The 24,313-nt window shown below is 36.6% G+C and carries 22 protein-coding genes; 12 read left to right on the top strand and 10 right to left on the bottom strand.

Translation table 11 applies throughout. The features are described 5' to 3' along the window. Nucleotides 1-3: 3 nt before the first annotated feature. The 5 genes from BCF58_RS15445 (at nucleotide 4) to BCF58_RS15425 (ending at nucleotide 6,575) form a co-directional block, all read left to right on the top strand. On the top strand, nucleotides 4-621 hold the full coding sequence (locus tag BCF58_RS15445) for a DUF502 domain-containing protein (protein WP_121462696.1): 618 nt from the start codon (nucleotides 4-6) through the stop codon (nucleotides 619-621). Between the two features lie 148 nt (nucleotides 622-769). After that, a complete protein-coding gene (locus BCF58_RS15440; protein ID WP_121462922.1) occupies nucleotides 770-1,699 on the top strand; it encodes a DsbA family protein in 930 nt (309 codons plus the stop codon). Between the two features lie 17 nt (nucleotides 1,700-1,716). Then, on the top strand, nucleotides 1,717-2,802 hold the full coding sequence (locus BCF58_RS15435) for an FAD-dependent oxidoreductase (RefSeq protein WP_121462695.1): 1,086 nt from the start codon (nucleotides 1,717-1,719) through the stop codon (nucleotides 2,800-2,802). Nucleotides 2,803-2,804: 2 nt separating this feature from the next. Continuing rightward, nucleotides 2,805-3,962, top strand: a complete 1,158-nt coding sequence (locus BCF58_RS15430; protein WP_121462694.1) for a pyridoxal phosphate-dependent aminotransferase — start codon at nucleotides 2,805-2,807, stop codon at nucleotides 3,960-3,962. 177 nt (nucleotides 3,963-4,139) lie between these two features. Further along, nucleotides 4,140-6,575, top strand: coding sequence for a TonB-dependent receptor plug domain-containing protein (locus BCF58_RS15425; RefSeq protein ID WP_121462693.1), 2,436 nt, complete (start codon nucleotides 4,140-4,142; stop codon nucleotides 6,573-6,575). A gap of 45 nt (nucleotides 6,576-6,620) precedes the next feature. Here the strand turns inward: BCF58_RS15425 and BCF58_RS15420 are convergent, their stop codons facing one another. Next, complete coding sequence (locus BCF58_RS15420; RefSeq protein WP_121462692.1) at nucleotides 6,621-7,838, bottom strand: PQQ-dependent sugar dehydrogenase; 1,218 nt, start codon at nucleotides 7,836-7,838, stop codon at nucleotides 6,621-6,623. A 104-nt stretch (nucleotides 7,839-7,942) separates the two neighbouring features. Then, a complete protein-coding gene (locus tag BCF58_RS15415) occupies nucleotides 7,943-8,329 on the bottom strand; it encodes a hypothetical protein (protein ID WP_121462691.1) in 387 nt (128 codons plus the stop codon). Nucleotides 8,330-8,388: 59 nt separating this feature from the next. Between BCF58_RS15415 and BCF58_RS15410 the strand changes: the two genes are divergently transcribed. Beyond that, complete coding sequence (locus tag BCF58_RS15410; RefSeq protein WP_228434818.1) at nucleotides 8,389-9,831, top strand: S41 family peptidase; 1,443 nt, start codon at nucleotides 8,389-8,391, stop codon at nucleotides 9,829-9,831. A 171-nt stretch (nucleotides 9,832-10,002) separates the two neighbouring features. Continuing rightward, the gene (gene uvrB, locus BCF58_RS15405; protein WP_121462689.1) at nucleotides 10,003-11,994 is read left to right on the top strand and encodes an excinuclease ABC subunit UvrB; all 1,992 of its coding nucleotides are present in this window, start codon (nucleotides 10,003-10,005) and stop codon (nucleotides 11,992-11,994) included. 121 nt (nucleotides 11,995-12,115) lie between these two features. On the opposite strand, the gene BCF58_RS15400 is transcribed toward uvrB, so the two are convergent. From BCF58_RS15400 to BCF58_RS15385, 4 genes are all read right to left on the bottom strand, one after another. Further along, nucleotides 12,116-12,367 carry a DUF3820 family protein gene (locus tag BCF58_RS15400; protein WP_121462921.1) on the bottom strand — a complete coding sequence of 84 codons (252 nt, stop codon included), beginning with the start codon at nucleotides 12,365-12,367 and terminating at the stop codon, nucleotides 12,116-12,118. 13 nt (nucleotides 12,368-12,380) lie between these two features. Then, nucleotides 12,381-13,469: an AI-2E family transporter gene (locus BCF58_RS15395; RefSeq protein ID WP_121462688.1), complete on the bottom strand. Its 1,089-nt coding sequence runs from the start codon at nucleotides 13,467-13,469 to the stop codon at nucleotides 12,381-12,383. Then, the gene (locus BCF58_RS15390; protein ID WP_121462687.1) at nucleotides 13,459-14,202 is read right to left on the bottom strand and encodes a beta-carotene 15,15'-monooxygenase; all 744 of its coding nucleotides are present in this window, start codon (nucleotides 14,200-14,202) and stop codon (nucleotides 13,459-13,461) included. Before BCF58_RS15390 ends, BCF58_RS15395 begins: the two co-directional genes overlap by 11 nt. A 72-nt stretch (nucleotides 14,203-14,274) precedes the next feature. After that, nucleotides 14,275-14,997, bottom strand: a complete 723-nt coding sequence (locus BCF58_RS15385) for a hypothetical protein (protein WP_121462686.1) — start codon at nucleotides 14,995-14,997, stop codon at nucleotides 14,275-14,277. Between the two features lie 80 nt (nucleotides 14,998-15,077). Here BCF58_RS15385 and BCF58_RS15380 point away from each other — a divergent pair, with 80 nt between their 5' ends. Together BCF58_RS15380 and BCF58_RS15375 are read left to right on the top strand one after the other, a co-directional pair. Continuing rightward, nucleotides 15,078-16,022, top strand: a complete 945-nt coding sequence (locus tag BCF58_RS15380; protein ID WP_394337675.1) for an aminodeoxychorismate synthase component I — start codon at nucleotides 15,078-15,080, stop codon at nucleotides 16,020-16,022. Beyond that, nucleotides 16,006-16,632, top strand: a complete 627-nt coding sequence (locus tag BCF58_RS15375; RefSeq protein WP_121462684.1) for an aminotransferase class IV — start codon at nucleotides 16,006-16,008, stop codon at nucleotides 16,630-16,632. Before BCF58_RS15380 ends, BCF58_RS15375 begins: the two co-directional genes overlap by 17 nt. Here the strand turns inward: BCF58_RS15375 and menD are convergent. After that, nucleotides 16,629-18,305 carry a 2-succinyl-5-enolpyruvyl-6-hydroxy-3-cyclohexene-1-carboxylic-acid synthase gene (menD, locus tag BCF58_RS15370; protein ID WP_121462683.1) on the bottom strand — a complete coding sequence of 559 codons (1,677 nt, stop codon included), beginning with the start codon at nucleotides 18,303-18,305 and terminating at the stop codon, nucleotides 16,629-16,631. The two genes, BCF58_RS15375 and menD, sit on opposite strands and share 4 nt — an antisense overlap. Before the next feature lie 86 nt (nucleotides 18,306-18,391). Here menD and BCF58_RS15365 point away from each other — a divergent pair, with 86 nt between their 5' ends. Together BCF58_RS15365 and BCF58_RS17725 are read left to right on the top strand one after the other, a co-directional pair. Continuing rightward, a complete protein-coding gene (locus BCF58_RS15365) occupies nucleotides 18,392-19,342 on the top strand; it encodes an isopenicillin N synthase family dioxygenase (RefSeq protein WP_121462682.1) in 951 nt (316 codons plus the stop codon). 72 nt (nucleotides 19,343-19,414) lie between these two features. Next, nucleotides 19,415-19,573, top strand: coding sequence for a bacteriocin-like protein (locus BCF58_RS17725; RefSeq protein ID WP_449384895.1), 159 nt, complete (start codon nucleotides 19,415-19,417; stop codon nucleotides 19,571-19,573). Between the two features lie 173 nt (nucleotides 19,574-19,746). On the opposite strand, the gene BCF58_RS15360 is transcribed toward BCF58_RS17725, so the two are convergent. Together BCF58_RS15360 and BCF58_RS15355 are read right to left on the bottom strand one after the other, a co-directional pair. Then, nucleotides 19,747-20,793: a PA0069 family radical SAM protein gene (locus BCF58_RS15360; protein WP_121462681.1), complete on the bottom strand. Its 1,047-nt coding sequence runs from the start codon at nucleotides 20,791-20,793 to the stop codon at nucleotides 19,747-19,749. A 122-nt stretch (nucleotides 20,794-20,915) separates the two neighbouring features. Then, the gene (locus tag BCF58_RS15355; RefSeq protein WP_121462680.1) at nucleotides 20,916-21,110 is read right to left on the bottom strand and encodes a hypothetical protein; all 195 of its coding nucleotides are present in this window, start codon (nucleotides 21,108-21,110) and stop codon (nucleotides 20,916-20,918) included. 176 nt (nucleotides 21,111-21,286) lie between these two features. Between BCF58_RS15355 and BCF58_RS15350 the strand changes: the two genes are divergently transcribed. Next, nucleotides 21,287-21,628, top strand: a complete 342-nt coding sequence (locus tag BCF58_RS15350; RefSeq protein ID WP_121462679.1) for a hypothetical protein — start codon at nucleotides 21,287-21,289, stop codon at nucleotides 21,626-21,628. A gap of 19 nt (nucleotides 21,629-21,647) precedes the next feature. On the opposite strand, the gene BCF58_RS15345 is transcribed toward BCF58_RS15350, so the two are convergent. Beyond that, nucleotides 21,648-24,302, bottom strand: coding sequence for a DUF748 domain-containing protein (locus BCF58_RS15345; protein WP_121462678.1), 2,655 nt, complete (start codon nucleotides 24,300-24,302; stop codon nucleotides 21,648-21,650). Nucleotides 24,303-24,313 lie beyond the last annotated feature (11 nt).

Raw genomic sequence — 24,313 nt, 5'->3', positions numbered from 1 at the left:
AACTTGAAGAAACTGACCTTTGAAAATATCGCCAATTTTTTCCTGAAAAATTTTTTTCAGGGGCTGGTCATTATTGGCCCTATAGGTCTTACGGTTTTTGTCATTTGGTATGTTGTTACTTCTATTGATAATATTATTCCTTCTGTTGCCAAAGAACTTCCGGGACTTGTTTTTATTTCCCTTATCTTAATAACCGCCCTTTTAGGATATTTAGGAAATAAATTTGTGGTCGGGCGGTTCTTTTTCGATACAATGGACAGTCTTCTGGAAAAAACTCCGGGAGTAAAACACATCTATACTCCTACCAAAGATGTGATGTCATCATTTGTAGGAGATAAGAAGAAATTTAATGATCCTGTCTGGGTTAAAACCAATGAAAACCCCGAAATATGGAGGATTGGGTTTTTGACTCAAAAAGAAATGGCTGACGTTGAAAAACACAATTATGTAGCGGTTTACCTGCCTCATTCCTATGCTATTTCCGGATGGGTGATTATTACCGAAGAAAAGAATATCAAACCAGTGGTCGGGATGACGGCCGCCTCCGCCATGAAATTTGCAGTAAGCGGCGGCGTAGCAGGATTCCACTCGGATGATAATATATTCAAAGCTCCTGAATAAATAGTTGTATGCATGCCGTTATAATATTCGGTATATCTAATATTTTCAAAATATTATGTTAACTTAAAATCATTATACTTTGGATATTACCTTAATTACATTCTTATCTTTATTTTTTAATTTAATCAACCCCAATAATTCTAATAAAATGAACAAGAATCCTCTTTTAAATTGCGATTATGAAAAAGGCGTGTGCGAAATTCTTGAAACTCCTGCCCAGGAAACGTCTTCTGATCAATTAAAAGACCTAAGTGCTGATAAAATTCACATCATATATTTCACAGATCCTATTTGTTCCTCTTGCTGGGGAATAGAACCTCAGCTAAGAAAACTAAAGCTTGAATATGGCGACTATATAGATATTGACTACCGTATGGGCGGATTGCTTCCTTCCTGGGATATTTACAATTCCGGAGGAATCAGCAAACCCAGTGATGTTGCTCATCATTGGGAAGAAGTGAGCCCATATTACAAAATGCCTATTGATGGCGGTGTCTGGATGGAAGATCCTCTTAATTCGTCTTATCCTCCTTCTATTGCTTTTAAAGCTGCACAAATGCAGGATAAAGAAAAAGCGGTTACATTTCTGAGAATTATCCGTGAAATGGTTTTCCTTGACAAATTGAATATTACCAAAAGCGAACATCTTGAAAAAGCAGCTTCTTTGGCAAAATTAGATGTAGATCAATGGAAACAGGATTATGAATCTACAGCTCAGCTTGAGTTCAAAAAAGACCTTGACCTGGGGAGGCAAATAGGCGTAAGAGGATTCCCTACTCTGATCTTTGTGAAGGATGATGAAATGCTTGATGTTCTGTATGGTTCAAAGCCTTATGCAGATTTTGAGCACAGAGTTAAAAAAATTAATCCTGAAGTAAAGAAAAAGACCTACTCTACAGAATGGGAAAAGCTATTTGACGTTTATCCGACTCTTACTACCCAGGAGTTTGCTGTACTTTCTAACATTTCTTTTGAAAAGGCACTCGAAGTTTTACAAAATCTCACGAATGATGATAAAATAGCTCGTAAAAAAGTAAAAAACGGAGATCTTTGGATCTCGAATAACCATAATAAATAAGAACCTCCATACTAAAGATGAATAAAGTTGCAATAATCGGTGCAGGAGTTTCAGGACTCAGCATGGCGAATTATCTGGAAAAGAACAATATTGATTACCATCTCTATGAAAGAAGAAAAAAAGATGATCTGAAAGGACACGGCTTTATTCTTCCTAAAGAGGGTATTGAATATCTTTCTCAAATTATCGATATCAATGAGCTTTATGAAAGAGGGAGCTTTCTTAAAAAATATATCCACTACAATCATACCGGAGAAATTATTTCAGAAAAAGAGCTTGAAGATGTTTTTGTGGTTTCGAGAAGTTCTTTGATAGAGATTTTAGCTAAGAATATTCCCGCAGATAAGATTACATACGAGAAAACACTTAATCTTCAGGGATTTTCGCAAGGCAAAGCAGAAATTGAATTTGATGACCGTTCTGTTTTGGATGCCGATGTTATTGTAGCTTCTGACGGTTCGCGAAGCAGGATCAGAAGAAACATATTCGAAGATGAAATTATGAAGGCGGTGCTTGAAAACGAAGTAGTTAACATTATTGAAAACGAAGAACTTGCCGGCCAGATCGAAAGTAATTTTTTGAAGTTTCATCACGAAGACGGCGGACTAACCTTTGGGGTTCTAAAATTATCCCCCACAAAAATATTATGGTACTGCCAGTTTGATATTACCCGTTTCTTCATCAATGAAGATTATACACCGGATTGCATCAGACAATTCATGCTGGATCACTTTGGAAACTGGAACCCGCTGGTATCTTCCATCATAGAAGGATCAAGCTACGAGAATGCTCATATTTGGAGAGTTTATGAGCTTGAAAAGCTCAATCCTTTTCATCATAACAATGTGGTTTTTATCGGCGATTCTGCACACCCTTTAATTCCTTTTACCAGCCAGGGTGTTACTTCCGCATTAAAAGACTCCTATATTTTAACGAATCTTTTGATGGAAGAAGAAAATATCCGGAATGCCTTCATCAAATATGAAAACGAAAGAAAACCTGAAATTGAAACCCATATTAAAAATGGAAGAACTTTACTAGATCAATTCCTATTACCCCTGGACCAGCAGCCCAAAAATACTTTACCAATTTCTTATAAATAAAAATGTTTACAAATACTGATATTAATTTCGAAGCCCTTAAAAGAAAAGCATATAACGGAAGATGGGCAACATTGGAAGATGGAATTATTCCTCTTACAGCCGCAGATCCGGACTTCAGAATGTCTGAAGAAATAGAAAAGGGAATTATAGAATACATCAAAGACGGATATTTAAGTTATGGCCCCTTTTCAGGGATTCCAGAGTTTAAGAAAAGTGTTGCGGAGCATTTTAATTCTGAAAAGAAAGGTACATTTACACAAGATAATGTACTGGCCGTAAACAGTGCTGCCCAAGGCATGTTCTTAATTGCCAAATACGTTTTGCAGCCGGGAGATGAAGCCATTATTTTCGATCCTGTTGACTTTCTTTTCAAAAAGACCGTTGATGCAGTTGGCGGAACTATTAAACTTTGCCCCGTAGATTCTAAAACTGGAGATATTGATTTCGAAATGTTAGTATCGCTCATTTCCCCTAAAACCAAGCTTATCAGCATCTGCAATCCGCACAATCCGGTAGGAAGAGTATATTCCAAAGAAATTTTAACAAAGATCTCTGAAATTGCAGCAGCACATGATTTGTGGGTGATGAGCGATGAAATATGGAGCGATATCGTATATGATAATATTGAACTCCATACTTATTCTTCCGTTTCTGAAGAAGCAAAAAGAAAAAGCTTCACCGTTTTCGGCTTTTCCAAATCTTTCGGAATTGCAGGATTAAGAATCGGGGCTGTTTTATGCAATGACCAGGAACTATTGGATGATTTTACGGAAAAATCCAATTTTAATTCAACAATAGAAGGAGTTTCCACCTTATCCCAGATTGCGGCAAGTGTAGCCATTGACAGGGCAAAGCCCTGGTTTAAAGATTTTCTGACTCATTTGCAGCATAACCGCGATCTTGCTTACAGCATGCTTGCTAATTCGGGGATTTTAGCACCCAACCTTCCTGAAGCTACTTTTGTCATTTTTCCGAAAATACAGAATGGATTATCCAGCGATGCTTTTGCACAGCATGTATTGAAAGAAGGAAAAGTAGCGATCGTACCCGGTTCGGAAAGATGGTTTGGAAAAGGAGCTGAAGGACATGTCAGAATATGCTTCTCGACGTCTCAGGAGCTCTTAAAAGAAGGCTTGAACAGAATCATTAATAGTTTTTAATATTTCCTGTTTAAAAAATTCTAAACAACGGAATTAAATATTAAAATTTTTCCAATTCGTATTCAAAACATATAAATTTCACACTTTTTATCAAAGAAGTGTGATTTTTTTTACTGATTTAAAAACAAAATTTAATACATTTGATATAATTAATAATCCGAAAACATACAAACGGGTATGAAAAACAGATGTATTGCCGCCTTTTTTCTGGGTACAGCTTCTATGCTATATTCACAGGAAGTGAAAGATACGGTTTCAAAAGTATCTCAATTGGACGAAGTATCCATTACCGGAAGCCGAAATAAAAAGAGAACAGTGGTCAATACTCCGGTTCCTATTGATGTGATTGATATTAAGCAGGTCAGTCAGTCCACCGGACAGGTAGAGGTTAATCAGCTTCTTCAGTTTTCAGCCCCCTCATTCAATTCTAATAAACAATCGGGTTCAGACGGAGCGGATGCAGTGGATCCGGCAACATTAAGAGGATTGGGCCCGGATCAGACATTGCTTTTACTGAATGGTAAAAGATACCATCAATCTTCCCTAATCAATCTTTTCGGAACCAAAGGAAGAGGAAATACAGGTTCTGATATGAATACCATTCCTATCGGTGCCATAAAAAGAATTGAAGTTCTTCGTGACGGAGCTTCTGCACAATATGGTTCTGACGCGATAGCAGGAGTAATCAATGTCGTTTTAAATGACCGGAACAGTGGTTTTGAAGGAAACGCTTTCTATGGAATGAATCTTTTCAAAAGTCCGGGAGACAATGACATTGTTTCAGATAAGAAAGTAGACGGAATTACTTTTGATTTCAGCGGAAATTATGGAACAAAGATAGGATCTAATGGAGGATTCGGAAATTTCACTGCAGAATTCGTCAATAAAGATTTTGCCATAAGAAATGCCAATCCGGAAAAGTATGATGCTCCAAGACAACGCTTTGGTGATGCAAAATCCCAGAATTTTTATTTCTTTGGAAATATTGAAGTTCCTTTATCAGATAATTTAAAGTTTTATTCCCATCCCGGGTTTTCACAAAGAAATACGGATGCTTATGCATGGACAAGAAGTGCGGATGCAGACGGAAACGTTCCTGAAGTTTATCCTAATGGCTTTAATCCCATTCAGGATACCAGTATAACGGATTTTACTTTTGACAATGGATTGAAATTTAAAGTGGCCGATTGGGATGTTGATTTTTACAATGCTTTCGGAAGTAACCGATTTACTTATCAGATTGAAAATACAATTAATGCAACTTTAGGAGTAAATTCTCCAAGAAGTTTTGATGCAGGCGGGCATTCATTATTACAAAATACGACAGGTTTTAACGCCTCAAAAGAATTCAGTGTACTGGAAGGACTGAATATTGCTTTCGGTTCCGAGTTCAGATATGAAAAATTCAATATCATCAAAGGGGAAGAAGCCTCTTATGCCATGTATGATGTTAACGGAAATGTTGTAACAGCAGACACAGATCAGAGTCTTTTGGTTCTTAATCCTCTAAGCGGAGATGTAAGACCAGGAGGATCACAAGGGTTTCCCGGATATTCCCAGGAAGTTAATAAAAGCAGGAACAATTTTGCCGCCTATATTGACACCGAATTGGATATTACCAAGCAATGGATGATCAGCATTGCCGGAAGATTTGAAAATTACAATGATTTCGGAAGTACTATCAATGGTAAGTTTGCAACACGATATGCCATCACGCCTCAGTTTGCATTCAGAGGATCCGTTTCTACCGGATTCAGAGCACCTTCGCTTGCGCAGAAATATTACAGTCTTCAATTTACCAATTTCCAGGGCGGCGATTTGGTAACCATTCAATTGGCATCCAACGATAGTAATCTTGCAAAGGATACGGGGATTCCAGAATTAAAACAAGAAACCTCTTTGAACGGAAGTGCCGGATTCACATTTAACACCGGGAAATTTACAGCAACTGTTGACGGATATTATATTAAAGTTAAAGACAGAATTGTGTTAACGGGTAATTTCTCAAGATCAGATTTGCCTCAAAACGTTCAGGATGCTTATCCTTATATAGATCAGGCACAATTCTTTTCCAATGCCATAGACACCCGAACTAAAGGTGTAGACGTTATTCTAAGCTACAGCGACAATTTAGGAAGCGGGAAATTAACAGCTACTTTAGCCGGAAACTATAATGAAATGGAAATTACGGATGTACACACTTCCGAAAGACTAGCCGGAAAAGAAGAAATTTATTTAAGTCCGAGAGAGCGTGCTTTCATTTTGGCTTCAGCTCCCAAAACAAAAATCAATCTCAACTTAAATTATAAAATCAATAAGTTCAATGCGAACCTTCAGTTAGTAAGGTTTGATAAGGTTACTCTTATCGGCTATGGCGGAGCTGATGATTACCAGATCTATAACCCAAAAGTAACAACAGATATTTCCTTCGGATATGAGTTTTCGAAAAGCCTTAATCTGACGATCGGAAGCAAAAATGTATTCAATAGATATCCTACATTACAAGTCAACCATGTCTCTGATGGAAATACCGAATCAGGAGGGATCTTCGATCCTGTACAGATGGGTTTCTCAGGAAGGCAGGCATTTGCAAGACTCAATTTCAAATTTTAATATTATTTTTAAAAAAGCTCCTGAATTTTTCAGGAGCTTTTTATTTTATTTTTTTGAAATCTTGTAGAGTTTACCACTATCGGTAACCGCATAAAGATTGCCATCCACTCCATCCAGTACATCCCTGAATCTTTCTTTCTGATCTGCAAGCAGACGTTCCTCGCCTACCACCTTATTGTCTTTCATTACAATCCTCGCAATATGCTCACCACTTAGACAGCCGATAAACAGGTTTCCTTTCCATTCATCTATATTCCCGGTATAAAATGTAACCCCGCTTGGAGAAATTACCGGATCCCAATAATAAACAGGCTGTTCTGTTCCTTCTTTCTGTGTAATTCCTTGTCCTACTTTTTCTCCTGAATATTCAATTCCGTAGGTGACATCTCCCCATCCGTAATTTTTCCCCGGTTGAATGAGATTAATTTCATCACCTCCTCTTGGGCCCATTTCAACATCCCAAAGATTGCCGTTAGCATCTATTGCCATTCCTTGCGGATTTCTTACTCCATAAGCATAGATTTCAGGCTTATAGCCGGATTTACCAATGAATGGATTTCCCGGAGCAGGCTTGCCGTCTTTGGTTATTTTAAGTATTTTCCCTAAATAATTATCTGTTTTTTGAGCGTATGCCCTGGTTACCTTATCTGACCTTTCTCCGGTACTTACAAACAAATATCCGTCTTTATCAAAAGCCAGCCTGCTTCCGTAATGTTTATCCCCATCATAAGATGGCTCTGCCCGGAAAATAACTTTTACATCTGTAATATTCTTCATGTCAGCCGAAAGTTTTCCTTTCGCTACAGACGTTAAGTTCCCCTCTCCAAAGGGCTCCGAAAAACTAAAATAAATAATATTATTAGCTTTAAAATCCGGATCAAGAGCTACATCCAACATTCCGCCTTGTCCTTTAGAATCAACTTTTGGGAATCCGGAAATTTTAAAAACCTGTTTTCCATCATTGGAAACAACATTCATGTGTCCTCTTTTATCGGTAATCAAAAATCTTCCATCGGGCAAATTGATAATTCCCCATGGTCTTCCCAAATCTGTATTCAATACCTCTACCTGATAGGGTATTGTTGTTTTTACGGCTTTAATTCTGGTTTGCCCTTCAAAAACCGGTTGGTAATCGGAATTAGGTTTCTGAGTCTCCACGCTTCCATTTTTAATGACTTGCTGTGCACGGGCATTATTTTTCTGACAGGATGACAGAATTAAAAAAATACTTAGGGTCGGTATATAAAAATTGCTGAATCTCATAGTCTTGTGATTATTGGTTATCTACAATGAATGGAAAAATAATGCCATAATATTTGTCGTTTACAATTTAATTTTTACGCCCACATAATGTTTTTTGTGAAAGTTTATTTTAATTTAAAATTCACTTTTTGAAAATAATCCCCTGAATTTGTTCTAAATAATATTCCGTTAGGATTTTCCGAGGCTTTGGGAGTAAAATGGTGTAATATCCTGGATTCAGCCTTGACATCTATGCGATAATGAACTCCTTTTTTATCCTCAGGCAGAATCTTTTGTTCTATTTTATTAATCACAACTGCTACCGGCTGATATTTTTCGTTTGATAAAACAAATGAAACATCATACCCTTTTTCATCTTTATTATGGTAAATTGAATATTCTGCATTATTAATTTCAGGAAAATCTTTAGGCACATTATGCTGACAAGATATAGTGATGACACTCCATAAAAAAAATAACACAATAATATTGTATATATTCCTGACTTTCATATTTTTGATTTATTAAACAAATATATGGAACTATGAAATTTTTATGCAAAATATCCCTTATGGTTTTAAGTGTTTTTTTGATATTTTCATGCCATAGAGATGATGATGAAGCCACTACTGCAGATATCAATGATTTCGTTTGGAAAGGACTTAATTCCTGGTATTATTGGAAACCCAATGTTCCTTTGTTGGCAGATAATGCTTTTTCTTCAGCTTCTGATTATAAAAGCTTTCTGAGGGATAAATCCCCTGACAATCTTTTTTACAGTCTATTATATGATTATCCTAATAAAGACCGATATTCCTGGATTGTAGATGATGTAGATGCACTGTTACAAAGTTTTAACGGAATTTCAAAAAGCTCAGGGATTGATTTTACATTATACTACAAAGACAATGGTAATTACAATGTGGCAGGGATCATTAATTATATTGTTCCTAATTCCCCGGCTTCCCAGGCAGGATTATCCAGAGGAGATGTAATTGTCGCCGTAAATGGCGCAGATCTGAATATTAATAATTACCGTCAATTGCTCAGTGATCAGTTTTCATTATCCATTGCACAGAATGTTTCAGTATCCGGAAATGGAGTGACTACATCAGGAATATCCAAAACTGCTTCTATCACAACAGCTGTTATTGAAGAAAATCCGGTAGCTTTCTATAAAACCTTCTCCCACAATGGCAAAACGATAGGTTATCTGGTATACAATGGCTTTAAATCAAATTACAATGATGAATTAAACGCTGCTTTCGCACTAATGAAGCAGGATCAAATTACAGACCTGATATTAGATTTAAGGTATAACGGAGGAGGATCTGTGGAAACCGCTATCGCATTAGGGCAGATGATTACCGGACAATTTATCGGAAGTCCCTATGTAAGGACGGACTTCAACGATAAGCATAATCAATTTGACAAGACAGAAAGTTTTTCAAATAAAGTTAAATTATATTCATCCGTTAACGGAAGTACACAACAAGCAGGAGAACAAAGCATTAACAGTCTTAATTTCAACAACGTATATATCCTTACCTCCGGAGGAACGGCTTCCGCAAGTGAATTAACCATTGATTCGCTGTCACCTTATATTAACGTTGTTACGGTAGGTGCGGAAACCTACGGGAAATTTGTTGGATCTATTACCCTATTTGATTCCCCTAACCAGGATTTTATATCCTATAGTGCAAGAAATAAAGGACATAATTGGGCCATGCAGCCTATAACGTTTGCCTATTTCAATTCAAATAATGATCCTCATCCTGCCAAAGGCTTTATTCCTGATTATCCAATTAATAATTATGATAACTTCGGCAATATCAAAGAGTTTGGGAATCCCACAGATCCTGCTCTTTCGAAAGCGCTTTATCTCATCACAGGACATGTATTCAAAACTTCGGTTCCTCAGGTAAACTTTAACCGTAGCCAAAGTTTTATTGCCAATAACAAGACCTTAAAAAGATTTGAAACGGAACTTTATATTCAGGATTTACAAAAATGATGATTTCCGGTTCAATGAATTACAATCCGACTCTTAAGTTTTCAGAATTTTAAGATTGGGAGAATATTTTTAATGGATAGCATCAAAAATTGAAATTTTCGATAAGATTTTAAGAATATTTTATAGCAAGAGTTCTCTTCAGGACTCTTTTTTATTTTGTAAATTTGAGATATGAATTTCAACCTTCAATCAGAATATAAACCTACCGGAGATCAGCCTCAAGCTATTAAAAAGCTTACAGAAGGTATAGAGATCGGTGAAAAATACCAGACTTTATTGGGAGTTACCGGATCCGGGAAAACTTTTACCGTTGCGAATGTTGTTCAAAATGTTCAAAAACCGACTTTGGTTCTGGCTCATAATAAAACATTGGCGGCACAGCTTTTCATGGAATTCAAAGAATTCTTCCCTGAAAATGCAGTTGAATATTTTGTAAGTTATTATGACTATTACCAGCCTGAAGCTTACATTGCCACTACAGGAACGTATATTGAAAAAGACCTGAGTATTAATGAAGAAGTTGAAAAGCTACGTCTTTCCGCAACAGCAAGTTTACTTTCAGGGAGAAGAGATGTACTGATCGTTGCCTCCGTATCCTGTATTTACGGTATAGGAAACCCTACGGAGTTCCATAAGTCATTAATTTCCGTAGGAATAGGTGAGAAAATCACAAGAACCGCCTTATTGCACTCTTTGGTTAACGCCCTATATTCCAGAACTTTAAACGAGTTTCAAAGAGGTACATTCAGAGTGAAGGGAGATGTTATTGATGTATTTCCGGCTTATGCTGATAACGCAGTCCGAATTCAATTTTTCGGTGATGAAATCGAAAAAATCCAAAGCTTTGATCCCGTTTCGGGAAATGTGACCTCCAATTTTGAACAGATTCAGATCTATCCTGCCAATCTTTTTGTAACTTCAAAGGAAACGTTAAATGGTGCCATCAGAAGCATTCAGGATGATTTGGTAAAGCAGGTCGACTTTTTCAATTCTATTGAAAAACCACTGGAAGCCAAGAGATTGCAGGAAAGAACAGAGCTTGATCTTGAAATGATTAAAGAGCTCGGGTACTGTTCAGGAATTGAAAATTATTCAAGATACCTGGACGGAAGATTGCCGGGATCAAGACCTTTCTGCCTGATCGATTATTTCCCGAAGGACTTTTTAATGGTTATTGACGAAAGCCACGTAACGGTACCTCAGGTTCATGCTATGTACGGTGGTGACCGAAGCAGAAAAGAAGCTCTCGTTGAATATGGATTCAGGCTTCCTGCCGCCATGGACAACAGGCCATTGAAATTCGACGAGTTTGAAGCGATGCAGAACCAGGTTATTTATGTTTCTGCTACTCCGGCCGATTATGAGCTTGAGAAAACAGGAGGAGCTTATATTGAACAGATCATCCGTCCTACAGGTCTTTTAGACCCGGTTATTGAAATAAGGCCTACGCTTAATCAGATAGACGATTTAATGGAGGAAATTCAGAAAAGATCGGATGTTGATGAAAGGGTTCTGGTGACTACACTGACAAAGAAAATGGCAGAAGAGTTAACGAAATATTTCACAAAATTCGGAATCAGAACACGATATATCCATTCTGATGTGGAAACCCTGGAGCGTATTCAGATCATGCAGGATCTGCGTTTAGGCCTTTTTGATGTTTTAATTGGAGTCAATTTATTAAGGGAAGGGCTTGATTTACCTGAAGTATCGTTAGTTGCTATCTTAGATGCCGATAAAGAAGGGATGCTAAGAAGCAGAAGATCAATGATTCAAACGGTTGGGCGTGCAGCAAGGAACATCAATGGGAAAGCGATCATGTACGCCGACAAGATCACAAAATCCATGCAGGCTACATTAGACGAGACGGAATACCGCCGTGCGAAACAAATAAAATATAATGAGGATCATGGTTTGGTTCCACAAGCTTTAAATAAGAAGATTTCAGAGAGTCTAGTAGGCAGAAGCAAAGACTTCCCGGATGAAAAATACACCCAAAAGGAAATCCTTCAAAAAGTTGCAGAAGCCAAAGCAAGCTACAGCGGAGAAGATATTGACAAAATGATCGAACAAAAACAAAAGGAAATGGAAGCAGCGGCCAAAAACCTTGATTTTATTAAAGCGGCAAAACTGAGAGATGAAATAGAGATGTTGAAAAGTTAAAAGAGAGCTTTTATCAGAAATAAAGGCACAAAATAATGTATAAAATATCCCTCCTCTAAGTATTTGATCCATTTAATCTTGATAAAGTAGTTTCGGCGGCATCTTCGATGCCGCCGAAACTTTAAAATTTATATGTTTTATTCTTAGTTTTCTCATAGCTTACGGCCCCCCGAATCGGTATCAAAAGATCCATCAACCCGTTGAGCTTGATTTCGTAAATGGTAGAAAGCTGCATTCCCAATTTTCCTTTGGGCATTCCTTTACGATAAAACCATTCAAGGTAGCTTACAGGTAAATCCGCAAGAACAGTCCCTTCGTATTTACCGAAAGGCATTGTAACGACACAAATTTCTTTTAATATTTCAGGGTTTATTCCTTCTATCATTTTATACTATTAAATCAATTTTTTGTTCCGGCTCATCATTGCTACCCGGAAGTTGAAGATCAGGAGTATCGTCATCAGAAAATTCATTTCCGTATACCTGAATAAGAAGAAGGGTAAGAGAAATAAGGATCGGACCGAAGATCAGTCCCATAAATCCAAATAAATTCATCCCCATAATAATCCCGAAAACCGTATTTAAAGGATGAATATCTTCTAATTTTTTCAGCAATGTAAAACGTAACAGATTATCTGTCAATCCAACCACAACGATACAATATATCCCCAAACCTATTCCGCTTCCGGTATTTCCTTCCGCAATCATAAAAATACATACCGGAATATATACTATAGCCGCACCAACAACCGGGATCATAGACGCAGCTGCCGTTAAAGCAAAGAGCAATACCGGGCTCGGAGCTCCAAAAATGAAATATCCAATCAAAGCAACAATACCTTGTCCTATCGCCACAACCGGAATTCCGATCGCATTGGCCATGATCAGTTTTCGCATCTTTTCTCCTATCAGAGAAACATTGGCTCTTTTCAAAGGAGCGGATGAAGTAAGAATTCTTTCAAAAAGTCTCGGTTTTTCAAGCATGAAATATAAGATAAAGTACATAGACATCACTACCGTAAGTGTATTGAATGTACTGCTAAGTGCTGTTGTCGAAAATTTGCCTACAGAATCTTTAAGCTTGGCCATATTCTCTTTGCTCAATATATCAAAGCTTGTTTTTGAATAAATATACGAATGTATCTTCTCAAGAAATACATTGAATTTAGTCATATAAGCCTGTGCATTTCCCAATTTTTCAATCAATAGATCGCCTATAAAATAGATCGGCAGAATAAGAATTATCAAACTGGCTAGCATAAGCAAAAGAGAGGAAAGCCAGGGTTTCCATTTTTTTTCTTCCTGCAGGTAAAAATTATACTTCCGGCAAACCACATAAATGGTGATTGCGCCCAGAACCGATGGAATAAAAAGAGCTAGGTTAAAACAGATCAATCCTGCCAATATCAGAATAATAGCAAGGAGAAATACCTGTTTTATAGCAATACTGCTTATTTGTTTGTCTTTATTTATCATTTGTGAACGTTATTTGTCTTGGTTTTCCTAAAAATGCACAATAGGCAGAGTACATCACGGCCATGATGAAAGGTGCCGTAATGATAATTCCTATACAACAGGCTAAAAAGCCACAGACACTAAGCAAACCTCCTAAAAAGGAAGCTCCCAAAAAGGTTCCGTAATTTTCTTTTGCCACATTAAAAGACTTTGTGAGAGCATCGATTGCCGAAGCATTTTCAAAAAGAAGAATAGGATAACCAATAAGAAAGAAAGGAAATACAAAAATGAAAGGCAATACGCACAACATAAGTGAAATCCCTAAAATAATACTGGAAATTATACTATAGATTAGAATATTTACAAAATTCTGTCGATACCCTATAAACAGGTCTGAAAACTCGATTGCATTTTTCGTATTGTATTTATTAACCATATAGATCAATCCTACAAACAGAGGGGAAAGAAGGATTATCAGTACATTGGATAAAGAATAATACAATCCCAGTCCCGGAGAGTTCCAATATCTGAAACCGGAATAATCTCCGTCATAATCTTTCATTTCCTTAAAGCTGTTCCAGGAACTAAACCCCGTAACGGACTGAAGAAAGAAGTCTCCTATCATATAGATGATCATAGCAACAATGGCATAGAGAAATACCCCCTTATACATTTCAAAGGCATGTGAGATGATTGATCCGGTATTTTTCTCGGGGACAGAACCCTGTTGATCAAATTCGTTAAATTCAGACATGGTGTTTATTTTTTTAATGTATTACCAAATTTAATTTTTTTTGGCAAAAAAAGCATTAAACAAAGTCTAAATTTAATTTTTCTCTGAAAAAACAGTCTTGTAAAGAGAATAAATCATAGCATTCCAAAAAGGAAACGTAAACAATCCCCCTATAAGAAATAAAGCAAAACCAAGATATTTAAAGAAAAATGCAACAAGTACACAAACCAATATTTCTATATAATATACTTTCAGTGCTTTGAAGTTGAGAGATATCGCTTCAAATATCCTCTTATCCATAAAAAACATCAATGGAGCTACAAATAACGTCACACCTACCCAGATAACCGCTAAGAATATCGTTGGAACAGTAAATCTGAAAATGAAGAACCAAAAAACATAATATCCGATATATCTAAAGAAATTTAACCCGTTATATCCCACTAAAAGATCTCCTAATTCTAATTTCTCATTCAGGTCTATTTTTCTGAAAATCTGGAAAAACCCTAAATTCAGCGGATACAGAAAAGTCGTTGTCAGCATCATGGCCAATGACATTTTCTGGGTATTTTCATTGGCAGAAATTTCCACGAGCTTTTCCATATAGGTTGTACTTCCCTGCTTCATGGCTTCCACTAATTCCTGGTTCTGTTCCCAGATTCCATATTTTTCTGCAAAGAAAAAAAATACGGTAAGAAGGATTCCGAAATACATAATGGAAAATATCAGCTGGAAAACCAATGTTTTATTCCAATAGAAAAAGGCCTGCTTCAATATAAAATCTATTCCGGGTTTCTGAGGATATTTATTCTGCATCAAAAAAACTTTGTGCAAAAGTAAACATCAATATCTATTTTTGTCGAATGTTTTTAGTGAATCATACAAAATTTATAGAAATGGATGAACTTTCCCTTCAGAAAGTGCCCTATTTTTTCATCATTGACTTTCTTGCGGAGAATATAGAAATATATAAGGAAAATGAAATTGAAAAATCAGGTTTATTAATTGATTTTCAGGAATTTTCAACATCAAAAAACCAACAAGCATTAAACAAAGAAGTTGCATGGAAATCATATCCGGAAACACTGGAAAGATTTAAGTCCGGATTTGACAAGGTTCAGAAAAATATTCGGTTAGGAAATTCATATCTGGTCAATTATACCAGAAAAACCAGAATTGAGACCAATTTAACGCTTGAAGAAATTTTTTATCACTCTCAGGCAAAGTATAAAGTTTTTTATAAAGATTTTTTTGTATTTTTTTCTCCTGAAACATTTGTAAAAATTATTGATGGTAAAATTTTTACTTATCCCATGAAAGGCACTATTGATGCCTCTTTAGAAAATGCAGCGGAAATTTTAAAAAACGACAAAAAAGAAAAAGCCGAACATTATACGGTGGTAGATTTGCTCAGGAATGATCTCAGCATGGTAGCAAATGAGGTGAAGGTGGATCAATTTCAACATATTGATTTCATCAAAACACAACAAAAAGACCTATTTGCCATGAGCTCTGAAATCTCAGGAAATATAAAACCTGAGTTTGAAGGTAAAATCGGAAGCCTTATGAAGAAGCTTCTTCCTGCGGGTTCTATTTTAGGAGCGCCAAAACCAAAGACTTTGGAAATCATTCTCGATGCAGAAGGATATGACAGGGGATATTATACCGGTGTATGTGGCTGGTTTGATGGCAAAAACCTTGACAGCTGCGTAATGATCCGTTTTATTGAAAAAGAAAATAATACGCTGTATTTCAAAAGCGGTGGCGGGATTACCCACATGAGTAAACTGGAAGACGAATATCAGGAAATGAAAAATAAAATTTATGTACCAATTCATTGAAAGCATTAAAGTAGAAGATCAGGAAATTTTCCTGCTGGATTTTCATCAAAAACGGGTAGACCAGACTTTCGCCCACTTTGGGAAAGAAACAACCATTGACTTGTCCAAAGTTTTCAAAAGCCTTGAACACGATGAAGATGGGCTTTTCAAACTAAGAATTGTGTATGATCTGGATAAAAGAATCAGAACGCAAATGCTTCCTTATGCCATTCCCGAAATACAGGACTTTCAGCTGGTTGAAAACAATAGCTTCGATTATTCCTTTAAGTTTGAAGACCGTAAGGAGTTGGATAAAATGAAAACAAGGTCCAAGGCTGAAGAGATCATCATTGTGAAGAATAATCATATTACAGATACTTCCTTTTCCAATCTTTTATTCTTAAAAGGAAAAGATTGGTTTACTCCTAAAACCTATCTTCTGAATGGTGTTCAGCGACAAAACCTTTTAAAACATAAAAAGATAAAAGAAGCAGAAATCACTTTACAAAACATTAAAGAATTCTCACATTTTCAAATCATTAACGCGTTAAATGATTTTGACGATATGTTTATTTATCCTATCGACAGAATTATTAATTTACCAGGAAATGAAGAATATCTGGATCTCTAATTTTCCTTCATAAAATTAAAATAAGCCTTCAGCACATCTGCACTATTCTTACCATAAGTATTTACTTCAAGGATCTTGGGTTGGGCATCCGGTTTAAAGAAGTTATCCAGAACCCGGTCCAAAGTGGGTTCATCTTCAACTTTGGTATAGGAGAACCCGAAGTGTTTGGCCAGATGCTCTGCATTTTTATGATGCTTTGTAGCAATAAACTCGTCCAGTGTATTAGGATTGGCATTTCCTGGCCCCGGAATGATTTTGAAAATATTTCCCTCTCCGTTATTAAAAATGATGATTCTTACAAAAGGAGGAATATATTGGTTCCACAGACCGTTGATATCATAAAAGAAGCTCAGGTCTCCCGTGATCAACAGGGTCGGATTGGCATTTTTAATAGCAAATCCCATCGCAGTTGAAGTAGAACCATCAATGCCACTCGTCCCTCTGTTACAGTAGATTTTCCTCCTGCCGAAATCAAACAATTGGGCATATCTGATTGCCGAGCTGTTGCTGAAGTGGATATTATAGTTTTCCGGAATGGTCTGCGATGCTTTGTTAAAGAAATAAAAATCAGAAAACTCAACAAGATTCAGGAACTGCTGATGCCTGGCATCTTTTTTATCCCTCAATACATCCCAAAGATTGAAATAAGGTCTTGGCTCAAGATTAATAAACTTCAATAATTTAGAAAAGAAAACTTCCGGCTTCAACTCTATCTTTTCGGTTAAAGAAAAATAGGTATCCGGCTGCCAAACCTCATCCAGATGCCAATGTTGTTTCGGACGGGCACTTCTTAAAAACTGTTTTACTTTTTTGGAAACCACATTTTGTCCGATAGTGATCAATAAATCCGGAGCATATTTTTTATAATCTTCTTCCGTAAAATTGAAAATATAGCGGTCAATATTCTTGAAGAATTTCTCGTGATACAAATTAGAGTTGGCTTCACTCAAAACTACAACGGAATGATTTTTAACAAGCTGGGTAAGCTGGCTTTCCAATTCAGGACTGTAATCTCTGGTTCCCACCAAAAGCATAATCCTTTGGGAAGTATTCCATTCCGCAATAAGGTTGGATGGAATTTCGTATTCTTTCTGCTTAATTGTTTTTTCAACCGTCGGGAAAGTAGGCAATTCAGAAACCAATTCATACAGTGGTTCTTCTAAAGGAATATTGATATGAACCGGCCCCTGCTTTTCAAAACAAAGCTCGATGGCTTTTTTGATGGTATCAAAATTAATATCTTCTGCATCCTCCTTACTATCTTCTAAGAGTTGAAAATCCCCATATGAATGCTGATGGAAAAGATTATTCTGCCGGATAGTTTGCCCGTCAAAAATATCAACATAATCGGTTGGTCTGTCAGCTGTTAATATTAAAAGAGGCACATTCTGATAAAAAGCTTCGGTAACGGCAGGGTAATAATTGGCTGCTGCAGAACCACTGGTACAAGTAATTGCCACTGGTTTCTTTTCACTTTTTGCCATTCCCATCCCCACAAAAGCCGCGCTTCTTTCATCTACTATACTGTAACAGTTGAAACTGTCAACCTCGGAAAAATGGATTGCCAAAGGAGCATTTCTGGATCCCGGTGAAATAACAATATCTGAAATTCCGTACTGCTGAAGAAGATGGGCAAGTATCTGAATACTTCTCTTAGAAGAATATTTTTTCATGCAGCAAATTTAGTTTATAAATACTTAATTGTAAAATCATTTAATCCAAAAAAAATGTATTTTAGCAGTACGTTAAATTTCTAAAAATGGATAAAATACCTAGTGTAGACCTGCGTGATTTCCTTTCGGGTGACCCGGAACGCAAACAGAAATTTGTAAATGAAATCGGAAAAGCTTATGAAGAAATTGGTTTTGTTGCTTTAAAAGGCCATTTTCTTGATAACCAATTAGTAGACGAATTGTATGGAGAGGTAAAGAACTTTTTTGAACTTCCCGTGGAAACGAAACAAAAGTATGAGATTCCCGGAATAGGAGGGCAAAGGGGCTATGTCGGATTTGGCAAAGAAACCGCAAAAGGCTTCAAAAAAGGAGACTTAAAAGAATTTTGGCATTTCGGGCAATACCTGTCCGGTAACTCCAAATACAAGTCGGAATATCCTGATAATGTAATCGTTGAAGAACTTCCAAAATTCAATGAAGTAGGCAAAGAAGCATACCAGATGCTTGAAAAAACAGGACAGTATGTTTTAAGAGCTTTGGCCTTATATCTTGGTTTAGATGAATTTTACTTTGATGATAAAATCGCAGAAGGAAATTCTATTTTAAGACCTATCCATTACCCCCCGATTACGGAAGAACCGGATGATGCTGTAAGAGCGGCAGCGCACGGAGACATCAACCTTATTACACTTTTAATGGGTGCACAGGGGAAAGGCCTTCAGGTACAAAATCATAAAGGGGAGTGGATTGATGCCATTGCTGAGCCTGATGAGCTCATGATCAATGTAGGGGATATGCTATCAAGGCACACCAACAACAAATTGAAATCTACCATTCACAGGGTGGTAAATCCGCCAAGAGAATTGTGGGGGACTTCAAGATATTCTATCCCATTCTTTATGCATCCTGTGAGTGAAATGTCACTCAATGCCCTTGAGAATTGCGTAGATGAAAACCACCCTAAATTATATCCGGACACAACAGCCGGAGAATTCTTACATGAAAGATTAATAGAATTGGGATTGATAAAAAAATAATCACAAAGCATTTATTATTATCAAATTTTAATCATATCTTTACTTTTGTATCACATTTTAAATTAAAACAATATGAAAAATTTAAAAAAACTAAGTAAAGGCCAGTTAAAAAGTATCTCCGGTGCAGGGCTTACATTACCGCCAGAAGATTTCTGTATGTACTACTGCAATGGGGTTGTGATTTGTGCAACCTGCAGTGATAATTTTACATGTCCGGATGACACGATGTAGATTGATATTAATCTGAACATTATAAAAGCCGTTCCTTTTAGGAGCGGTTTTCTTTTTTCCTTAATGTGTTAAACCTCACAGAGGCTTTTACAGATCGAAAAACTTTAATTTTTACTATTATGTAATTTGCACCATCACCTGCGAAAACCTGAGTAATCTGTGGGAAAAATATTTTAATCAAATAATCTAAGCTGTTGATCTTTTGTCCCTGTAAAATTACCCGTAGAGAGCTTAGGAAACTCCTTACCTTCAAAATATTTCTTTCTTCCGATTTTGAATGTATTATGGATCATTTCTGCGATATTTCCTTCCCCTTTCTGGCGGTCAAAATACCTTTTCTCTCCCAGCTTCCCTCCTCTCGTAGAGCGGATCAGGTTCAAAACTTTTTGAGCACGGTCCGGAAAAAAAGTTTCAATCCATTGTACAAAAACAGGCTCCACCGTATCATTCAGCCTTACCAATGTATAGCCGAAGCTTTGAGCTCCGGCATCAGAAATAGCTTTTAGAATCGCTAAGGGCTCATCGCTGTTCAATCCGGGAATAATGGGAGCTACCATTACATTCACAGGGATTTTATGTTCAGAGAGAATTTCCACCGCTTTTAATTTATTTTTCGCAGAGCTTGTCCTGGGTTCCATTTTCCTCCTCAGCTCTTCATTAATGGTAGGAATACTTAAAGAAACAGAAACCAGGTTTTGCTCAGCCATCGGCTGTAAAATATCAAGATCTCTCAAAACCAGGGCATTTTTTGTCAATACATTCACAGGATGCCTGTAATCAAGACATACCTGTAATATTTTCCTTGTGATTTCAAATTGCCTTTCTGCCGGCTGATAACAATCTGTATTTCCGGAGAGTAAAATGGGGGCAGGTTTATATGCTCTTTTCTGAAAAAATTTCTCCAAAAGTTCCGGAGCATTTTTCTTTACCATGATCTTCCTTTCAAAATCAATTCCGGCACTGTATCCCCAATATTCATGTGTGGGCCTGGCAAAACAATAGGAACAGCCATGCTCACATCCCTGATAAGGATTCATGGAATACTCCATTGGCAAATCTTCGCTTTTCACCTGATTGACAATGGTTTTCGGAAACACTTCGGTAAAAGACGTCTTTACCGTTTCGAAATCTTCATCTTCAGGCTCATAGGTATACCTGTCGAAACGATTGACCACATTTCGCTGTGCACCTTGTCCTTTTATGAAATTTTCGTTCTGCATTTCTGATGTAAAATTAGAATGGAATATTTTGAAAATAATGAGTTTTAACACTAAAGTTTTCCACAAAAAAATCCAACCCTTTCAAAAGCGTTGGATGTCCATAAATTAAATATATTTTCTTACTACTTCAGCGCATAAAATTCCACACCATGATATTCATCTTCATAATTTTTTCCATCAAAGTGTCTATGATAGTCTGAATAGCTATCACTGTATTTTTTATCTTTTCTGTGTAACATTTTTTTTATTCCGAAAAAACTTAGTACTGCCAAAAGACCAACTCCTCCTGCCAGTAATACTCCAACTTCTTTTTTCATATTTTGTCCGATTTATTGATAAGGCTATTGCAAAAAGCATACCTATCCTATCTTTCGTAATTATAAATTTTGTTAACATTGACCCTTTTTTTTAGGGAAAATACAATTTATCGTCTTTCACAAAATCCGCCTATTAATGGTTTAATTATTGTAGTAATCTGACTAAAAATAATCCAATGGAAAGTTCTGAAAAAATGACTACTCTTAGTCAAGTAATGGAAAAGTTATCGCAAAGAGGAATAACAAGAGAATTTAGAATGACTGAATCCGGAAAGATGAAGTTTGAAAATTCAGGAAAAGATTATCAGCCCTCCGATCTGAACATTCTTAAAACATATCGTTTTGAGGGAGATAGTAACCCGGATGATAGTGCCGTCCTTTATATCGTTAAAGATACCGAGGGAAATATAGGAATGATTATAGATTCTTATGGGGCGGACAGCAATTATCCCGGACATGAATTTGATGCCTTTTTACGGGACATTCCCATTCAGGAGAGTGATGAATTCAACTTTTAAGATATACTAAAACCCGAAATTACTTTGTTTCGGGTTTTTCTTTTTTATTGAATATCCCTTTAAATAATCCTTTTTTCTTTTTCTCTTCCTGCGCTGGCGGAGTAGATTCCTTTTTACTTTTCACCTCCTCTTTCAGCTCTTTTACAGACTGCTTCATATCCTTCACAGCGGAAACCGTATTTTTAACAGATTCCTCCGTTTTATCAACATTCTTTCCTATAAGCGTCTTTTTGAGACCGTTTTCTATGCCCTTCCAGAATAAGTTAAAGAAAGATTTCGTTGGGTCACGGGGAATATTTTCAACTTTCACATCTTCAGGAAGCCTTCCCGAATTGGACCGTACCACCAGATTGGCAATAGCAGTAAGCACCCCTTTCTTTTCGCGGTTGTTTTTATCCAGAATGGCTACCTTCAGATCTTTGTGTCGAAGATTAAAGTTTCCGTTCAGTCCTGAAGGATTCCCTCTGAAATTAAATAACATCTCCTGAATAGTCCCGGTTGCCGTCACGTGAAGGTAAGGGCGGATAAAAGGATTAATTCCCTGAGCAGGAAGATTAAGCGTTCTTCCTGAAATATGAAAGGCATCTCTTTGATCTGCCACATCGAAATTCCAGTTTACAGATAACGGAGCCAGATTCATGAAAGAACAATTGATTTTAATATCTACCCGGGTTGGATTCCCCTTGGTTTTGGCCGAATTAAGGTTTTTAACATTCATATTGAAGTTGCTGAACGTCAGTTTTCCCGGACCTGCACTTTCGGGAGTATCTTCCTCGTAAACCAACCGGGAATTCTTCAGATCCAGAGTATTGATCGTTACCGGAAACTTTATGGAACGAAGCATTCTTGAATATAACGGCTTTTCTTTTGGATCATCTTTCGGGATTTTACTCCTGAAAATAACCGCATCCGCGCCCTGAACAGTGACATTGGACGCCTTAATAAATTTATTCTGAGAAAACAGGTCCCAGGTTCCGTCTGCCGTTACCTGATTGGCTTTCAGATCATACAAATCTTTTTCTACCGGTATCATTTTGATAAACTGGGCTCTCGAAACAAGAGGCTTCATGGCAAAATTATTGACCTGGACTTTATTTTTATTCAGCTTTAAAAGCCCCACACTCATGTGATAAAACTTCGTTTTATAGGCAAAGTTCCTGGTGGTAAGGAAATAATCCTTTATTTTCAGATCAATCCCTTCTTTATTGGCTTTCTCTTGCAGTTCAATAGTATTTATTGTGGCATTCAAATCATTAAATGCCAAAGGTTGTGCTCCTTTATCATATACAATATTTGAATTTTTCAATGTCACCTTTCTTATGATGATCGGAAACTGAATTCCCTTTAAATCTATTTTTTTCGCAACTTTTCTCTCCCCTGCCTTAACGGTTCCGTTTACATTATTTACCAAAACGTCTTTAACATCCAGATTCAGTTTTTTATCAACAAATTCCCATTTATTAATAGTAAAAGCAATATGTGTCGCAGTCAGATTCATGGATGTCTTCTCCGGAACTGATCCATTAGGAGCAATTGAAATATTTGTCATTTCTCCGCTTCTCGGATTTAAAGCAATTCTTTCCACATTAAAATTCTGGTGATTTGAATAATGAATGTCTTTTCCTGAAAACCTGAAATCTTTATACCCCACCGGAATAACATTGTCCAATGTTTCTTTATCGAGCTTTAACTGATTGACGTTTACATTCAAGTTTCTGGCAAAAAATAATTTATTTCCGTCCGGTTTCACGACCTGAACTGTGGCATTATTCAATTTTATATCATCCAGATTCACTTCATAAGCCAATGGCTTATCCGACTTTTTAATAACAGCATTGGTGGTATAAACGGAAAGAACAGGATTCTGGAAGTCTGCGTTTGCTAAAGAAACCCTGTTTTTCTTCAACACCACATCCTTAAAATCCATTTTTTGGATATCAAACTGAAATAATTTGGGTTTTTGCGGATAAAATCTTTTGAATTGAGCAAAGGTCAGCAAAGGCACCAAGCGAAAATTCTCCACTGACATCTGACCATTAGACGTGGTAATTTTATCAATTTTCAATGCATATACATTATCCGGACGAAAGAAGAACCTTTTTCCTTTTATATCGTATTTATCGAAAATAACCGGCAATTTATTTTCTACCGACTCTTCTGTCATCTGCAGATTTTCAACAAATAAATCCAGTTGTTCTACCGATAGAAATTTTTGTTTGGTATGCCTGAAAATATGGATGCTTCCGTTGTTAATCCTAATATTTTCAAATAATACAGGATTTCTTTTTTTCCCGGTTTTATGATCAATGGGTTTGGCAAGGACTACATTTAGATTAGGACTTGTGAGTAATAAATCCGAAGAATTGATTTGCTTATTGAAAATGGCATCATATATTCCGAAACGGCTGATCTTTAAAGTATCAATAGTCCCTTGAAGACCGATCACATTGATATTCTGAGGGTTTTTGCTATTTACCGTGATCCCTGTGGAAATAATATTTCCTGTTCCGAGATCTACATCCAGTGTTTTATAGGAAACTTTATACTCCGTATTGTTTTTGATGTAATTGGGCAGCCGGGTTTTGAGCCAAATATTTAATCCGAAATTCGCTAATAAGAAAATTATTAACAAAACCCCCAATCCTATTAATAACTTTTTTACCCATTTCTTCATAATTTGTGATT

The organism is Chryseobacterium defluvii (genome assembly GCF_003634775.1).
In the GTDB taxonomy this organism is placed as follows: Bacteria; Bacteroidota; Bacteroidia; order Flavobacteriales; family Weeksellaceae; genus Chryseobacterium; species Chryseobacterium defluvii.
Note: the sequence above shows the minus strand (reverse complement) of the source record. Positions and strands in the feature narration are given on the sequence as shown.

What these genes read in the sequence shown, in the direction of transcription:
- BCF58_RS15440 (WP_121462922.1), top strand. Translation starts at nt 770, where the DNA reads ATGAACAAGAATCCTCTTTTAAATTGCGATTATGAAAAAGGCGTGTGC.
- BCF58_RS15435 (WP_121462695.1), top strand. Translation starts at nt 1,717, where the DNA reads ATGAATAAAGTTGCAATAATCGGTGCAGGAGTTTCAGGACTCAGCATG.
- BCF58_RS15430 (WP_121462694.1), top strand. Translation starts at nt 2,805, where the DNA reads ATGTTTACAAATACTGATATTAATTTCGAAGCCCTTAAAAGAAAAGCA.
- BCF58_RS15425 (WP_121462693.1), top strand. Translation starts at nt 4,140, where the DNA reads ATGAAAAACAGATGTATTGCCGCCTTTTTTCTGGGTACAGCTTCTATG.
- BCF58_RS15420 (WP_121462692.1), bottom strand. Translation starts at nt 7,838, where the DNA reads ATGAGATTCAGCAATTTTTATATACCGACCCTAAGTATTTTTTTAATT.
- BCF58_RS15415 (WP_121462691.1), bottom strand. Translation starts at nt 8,329, where the DNA reads ATGAAAGTCAGGAATATATACAATATTATTGTGTTATTTTTTTTATGG.
- BCF58_RS15410 (WP_228434818.1), top strand. Translation starts at nt 8,389, where the DNA reads ATGGTTTTAAGTGTTTTTTTGATATTTTCATGCCATAGAGATGATGAT.
- uvrB (WP_121462689.1), top strand. Translation starts at nt 10,003, where the DNA reads ATGAATTTCAACCTTCAATCAGAATATAAACCTACCGGAGATCAGCCT.
- BCF58_RS15395 (WP_121462688.1), bottom strand. Translation starts at nt 13,469, where the DNA reads ATGATAAATAAAGACAAACAAATAAGCAGTATTGCTATAAAACAGGTA.
- BCF58_RS15390 (WP_121462687.1), bottom strand. Translation starts at nt 14,202, where the DNA reads ATGTCTGAATTTAACGAATTTGATCAACAGGGTTCTGTCCCCGAGAAA.
- BCF58_RS15385 (WP_121462686.1), bottom strand. Translation starts at nt 14,997, where the DNA reads ATGCAGAATAAATATCCTCAGAAACCCGGAATAGATTTTATATTGAAG.
- BCF58_RS15380 (WP_394337675.1), top strand. Translation starts at nt 15,078, where the DNA reads ATGGATGAACTTTCCCTTCAGAAAGTGCCCTATTTTTTCATCATTGAC.
- BCF58_RS15375 (WP_121462684.1), top strand. Translation starts at nt 16,006, where the DNA reads ATGTACCAATTCATTGAAAGCATTAAAGTAGAAGATCAGGAAATTTTC.
- menD (WP_121462683.1), bottom strand. Translation starts at nt 18,305, where the DNA reads ATGAAAAAATATTCTTCTAAGAGAAGTATTCAGATACTTGCCCATCTT.
- BCF58_RS15365 (WP_121462682.1), top strand. Translation starts at nt 18,392, where the DNA reads ATGGATAAAATACCTAGTGTAGACCTGCGTGATTTCCTTTCGGGTGAC.
- BCF58_RS17725 (WP_449384895.1), top strand. Translation starts at nt 19,415, where the DNA reads ATGAAAAATTTAAAAAAACTAAGTAAAGGCCAGTTAAAAAGTATCTCC.
- BCF58_RS15360 (WP_121462681.1), bottom strand. Translation starts at nt 20,793, where the DNA reads ATGCAGAACGAAAATTTCATAAAAGGACAAGGTGCACAGCGAAATGTG.
- BCF58_RS15355 (WP_121462680.1), bottom strand. Translation starts at nt 21,110, where the DNA reads ATGAAAAAAGAAGTTGGAGTATTACTGGCAGGAGGAGTTGGTCTTTTG.
- BCF58_RS15350 (WP_121462679.1), top strand. Translation starts at nt 21,287, where the DNA reads ATGGAAAGTTCTGAAAAAATGACTACTCTTAGTCAAGTAATGGAAAAG.
- BCF58_RS15345 (WP_121462678.1), bottom strand. Translation starts at nt 24,302, where the DNA reads ATGAAGAAATGGGTAAAAAAGTTATTAATAGGATTGGGGGTTTTGTTA.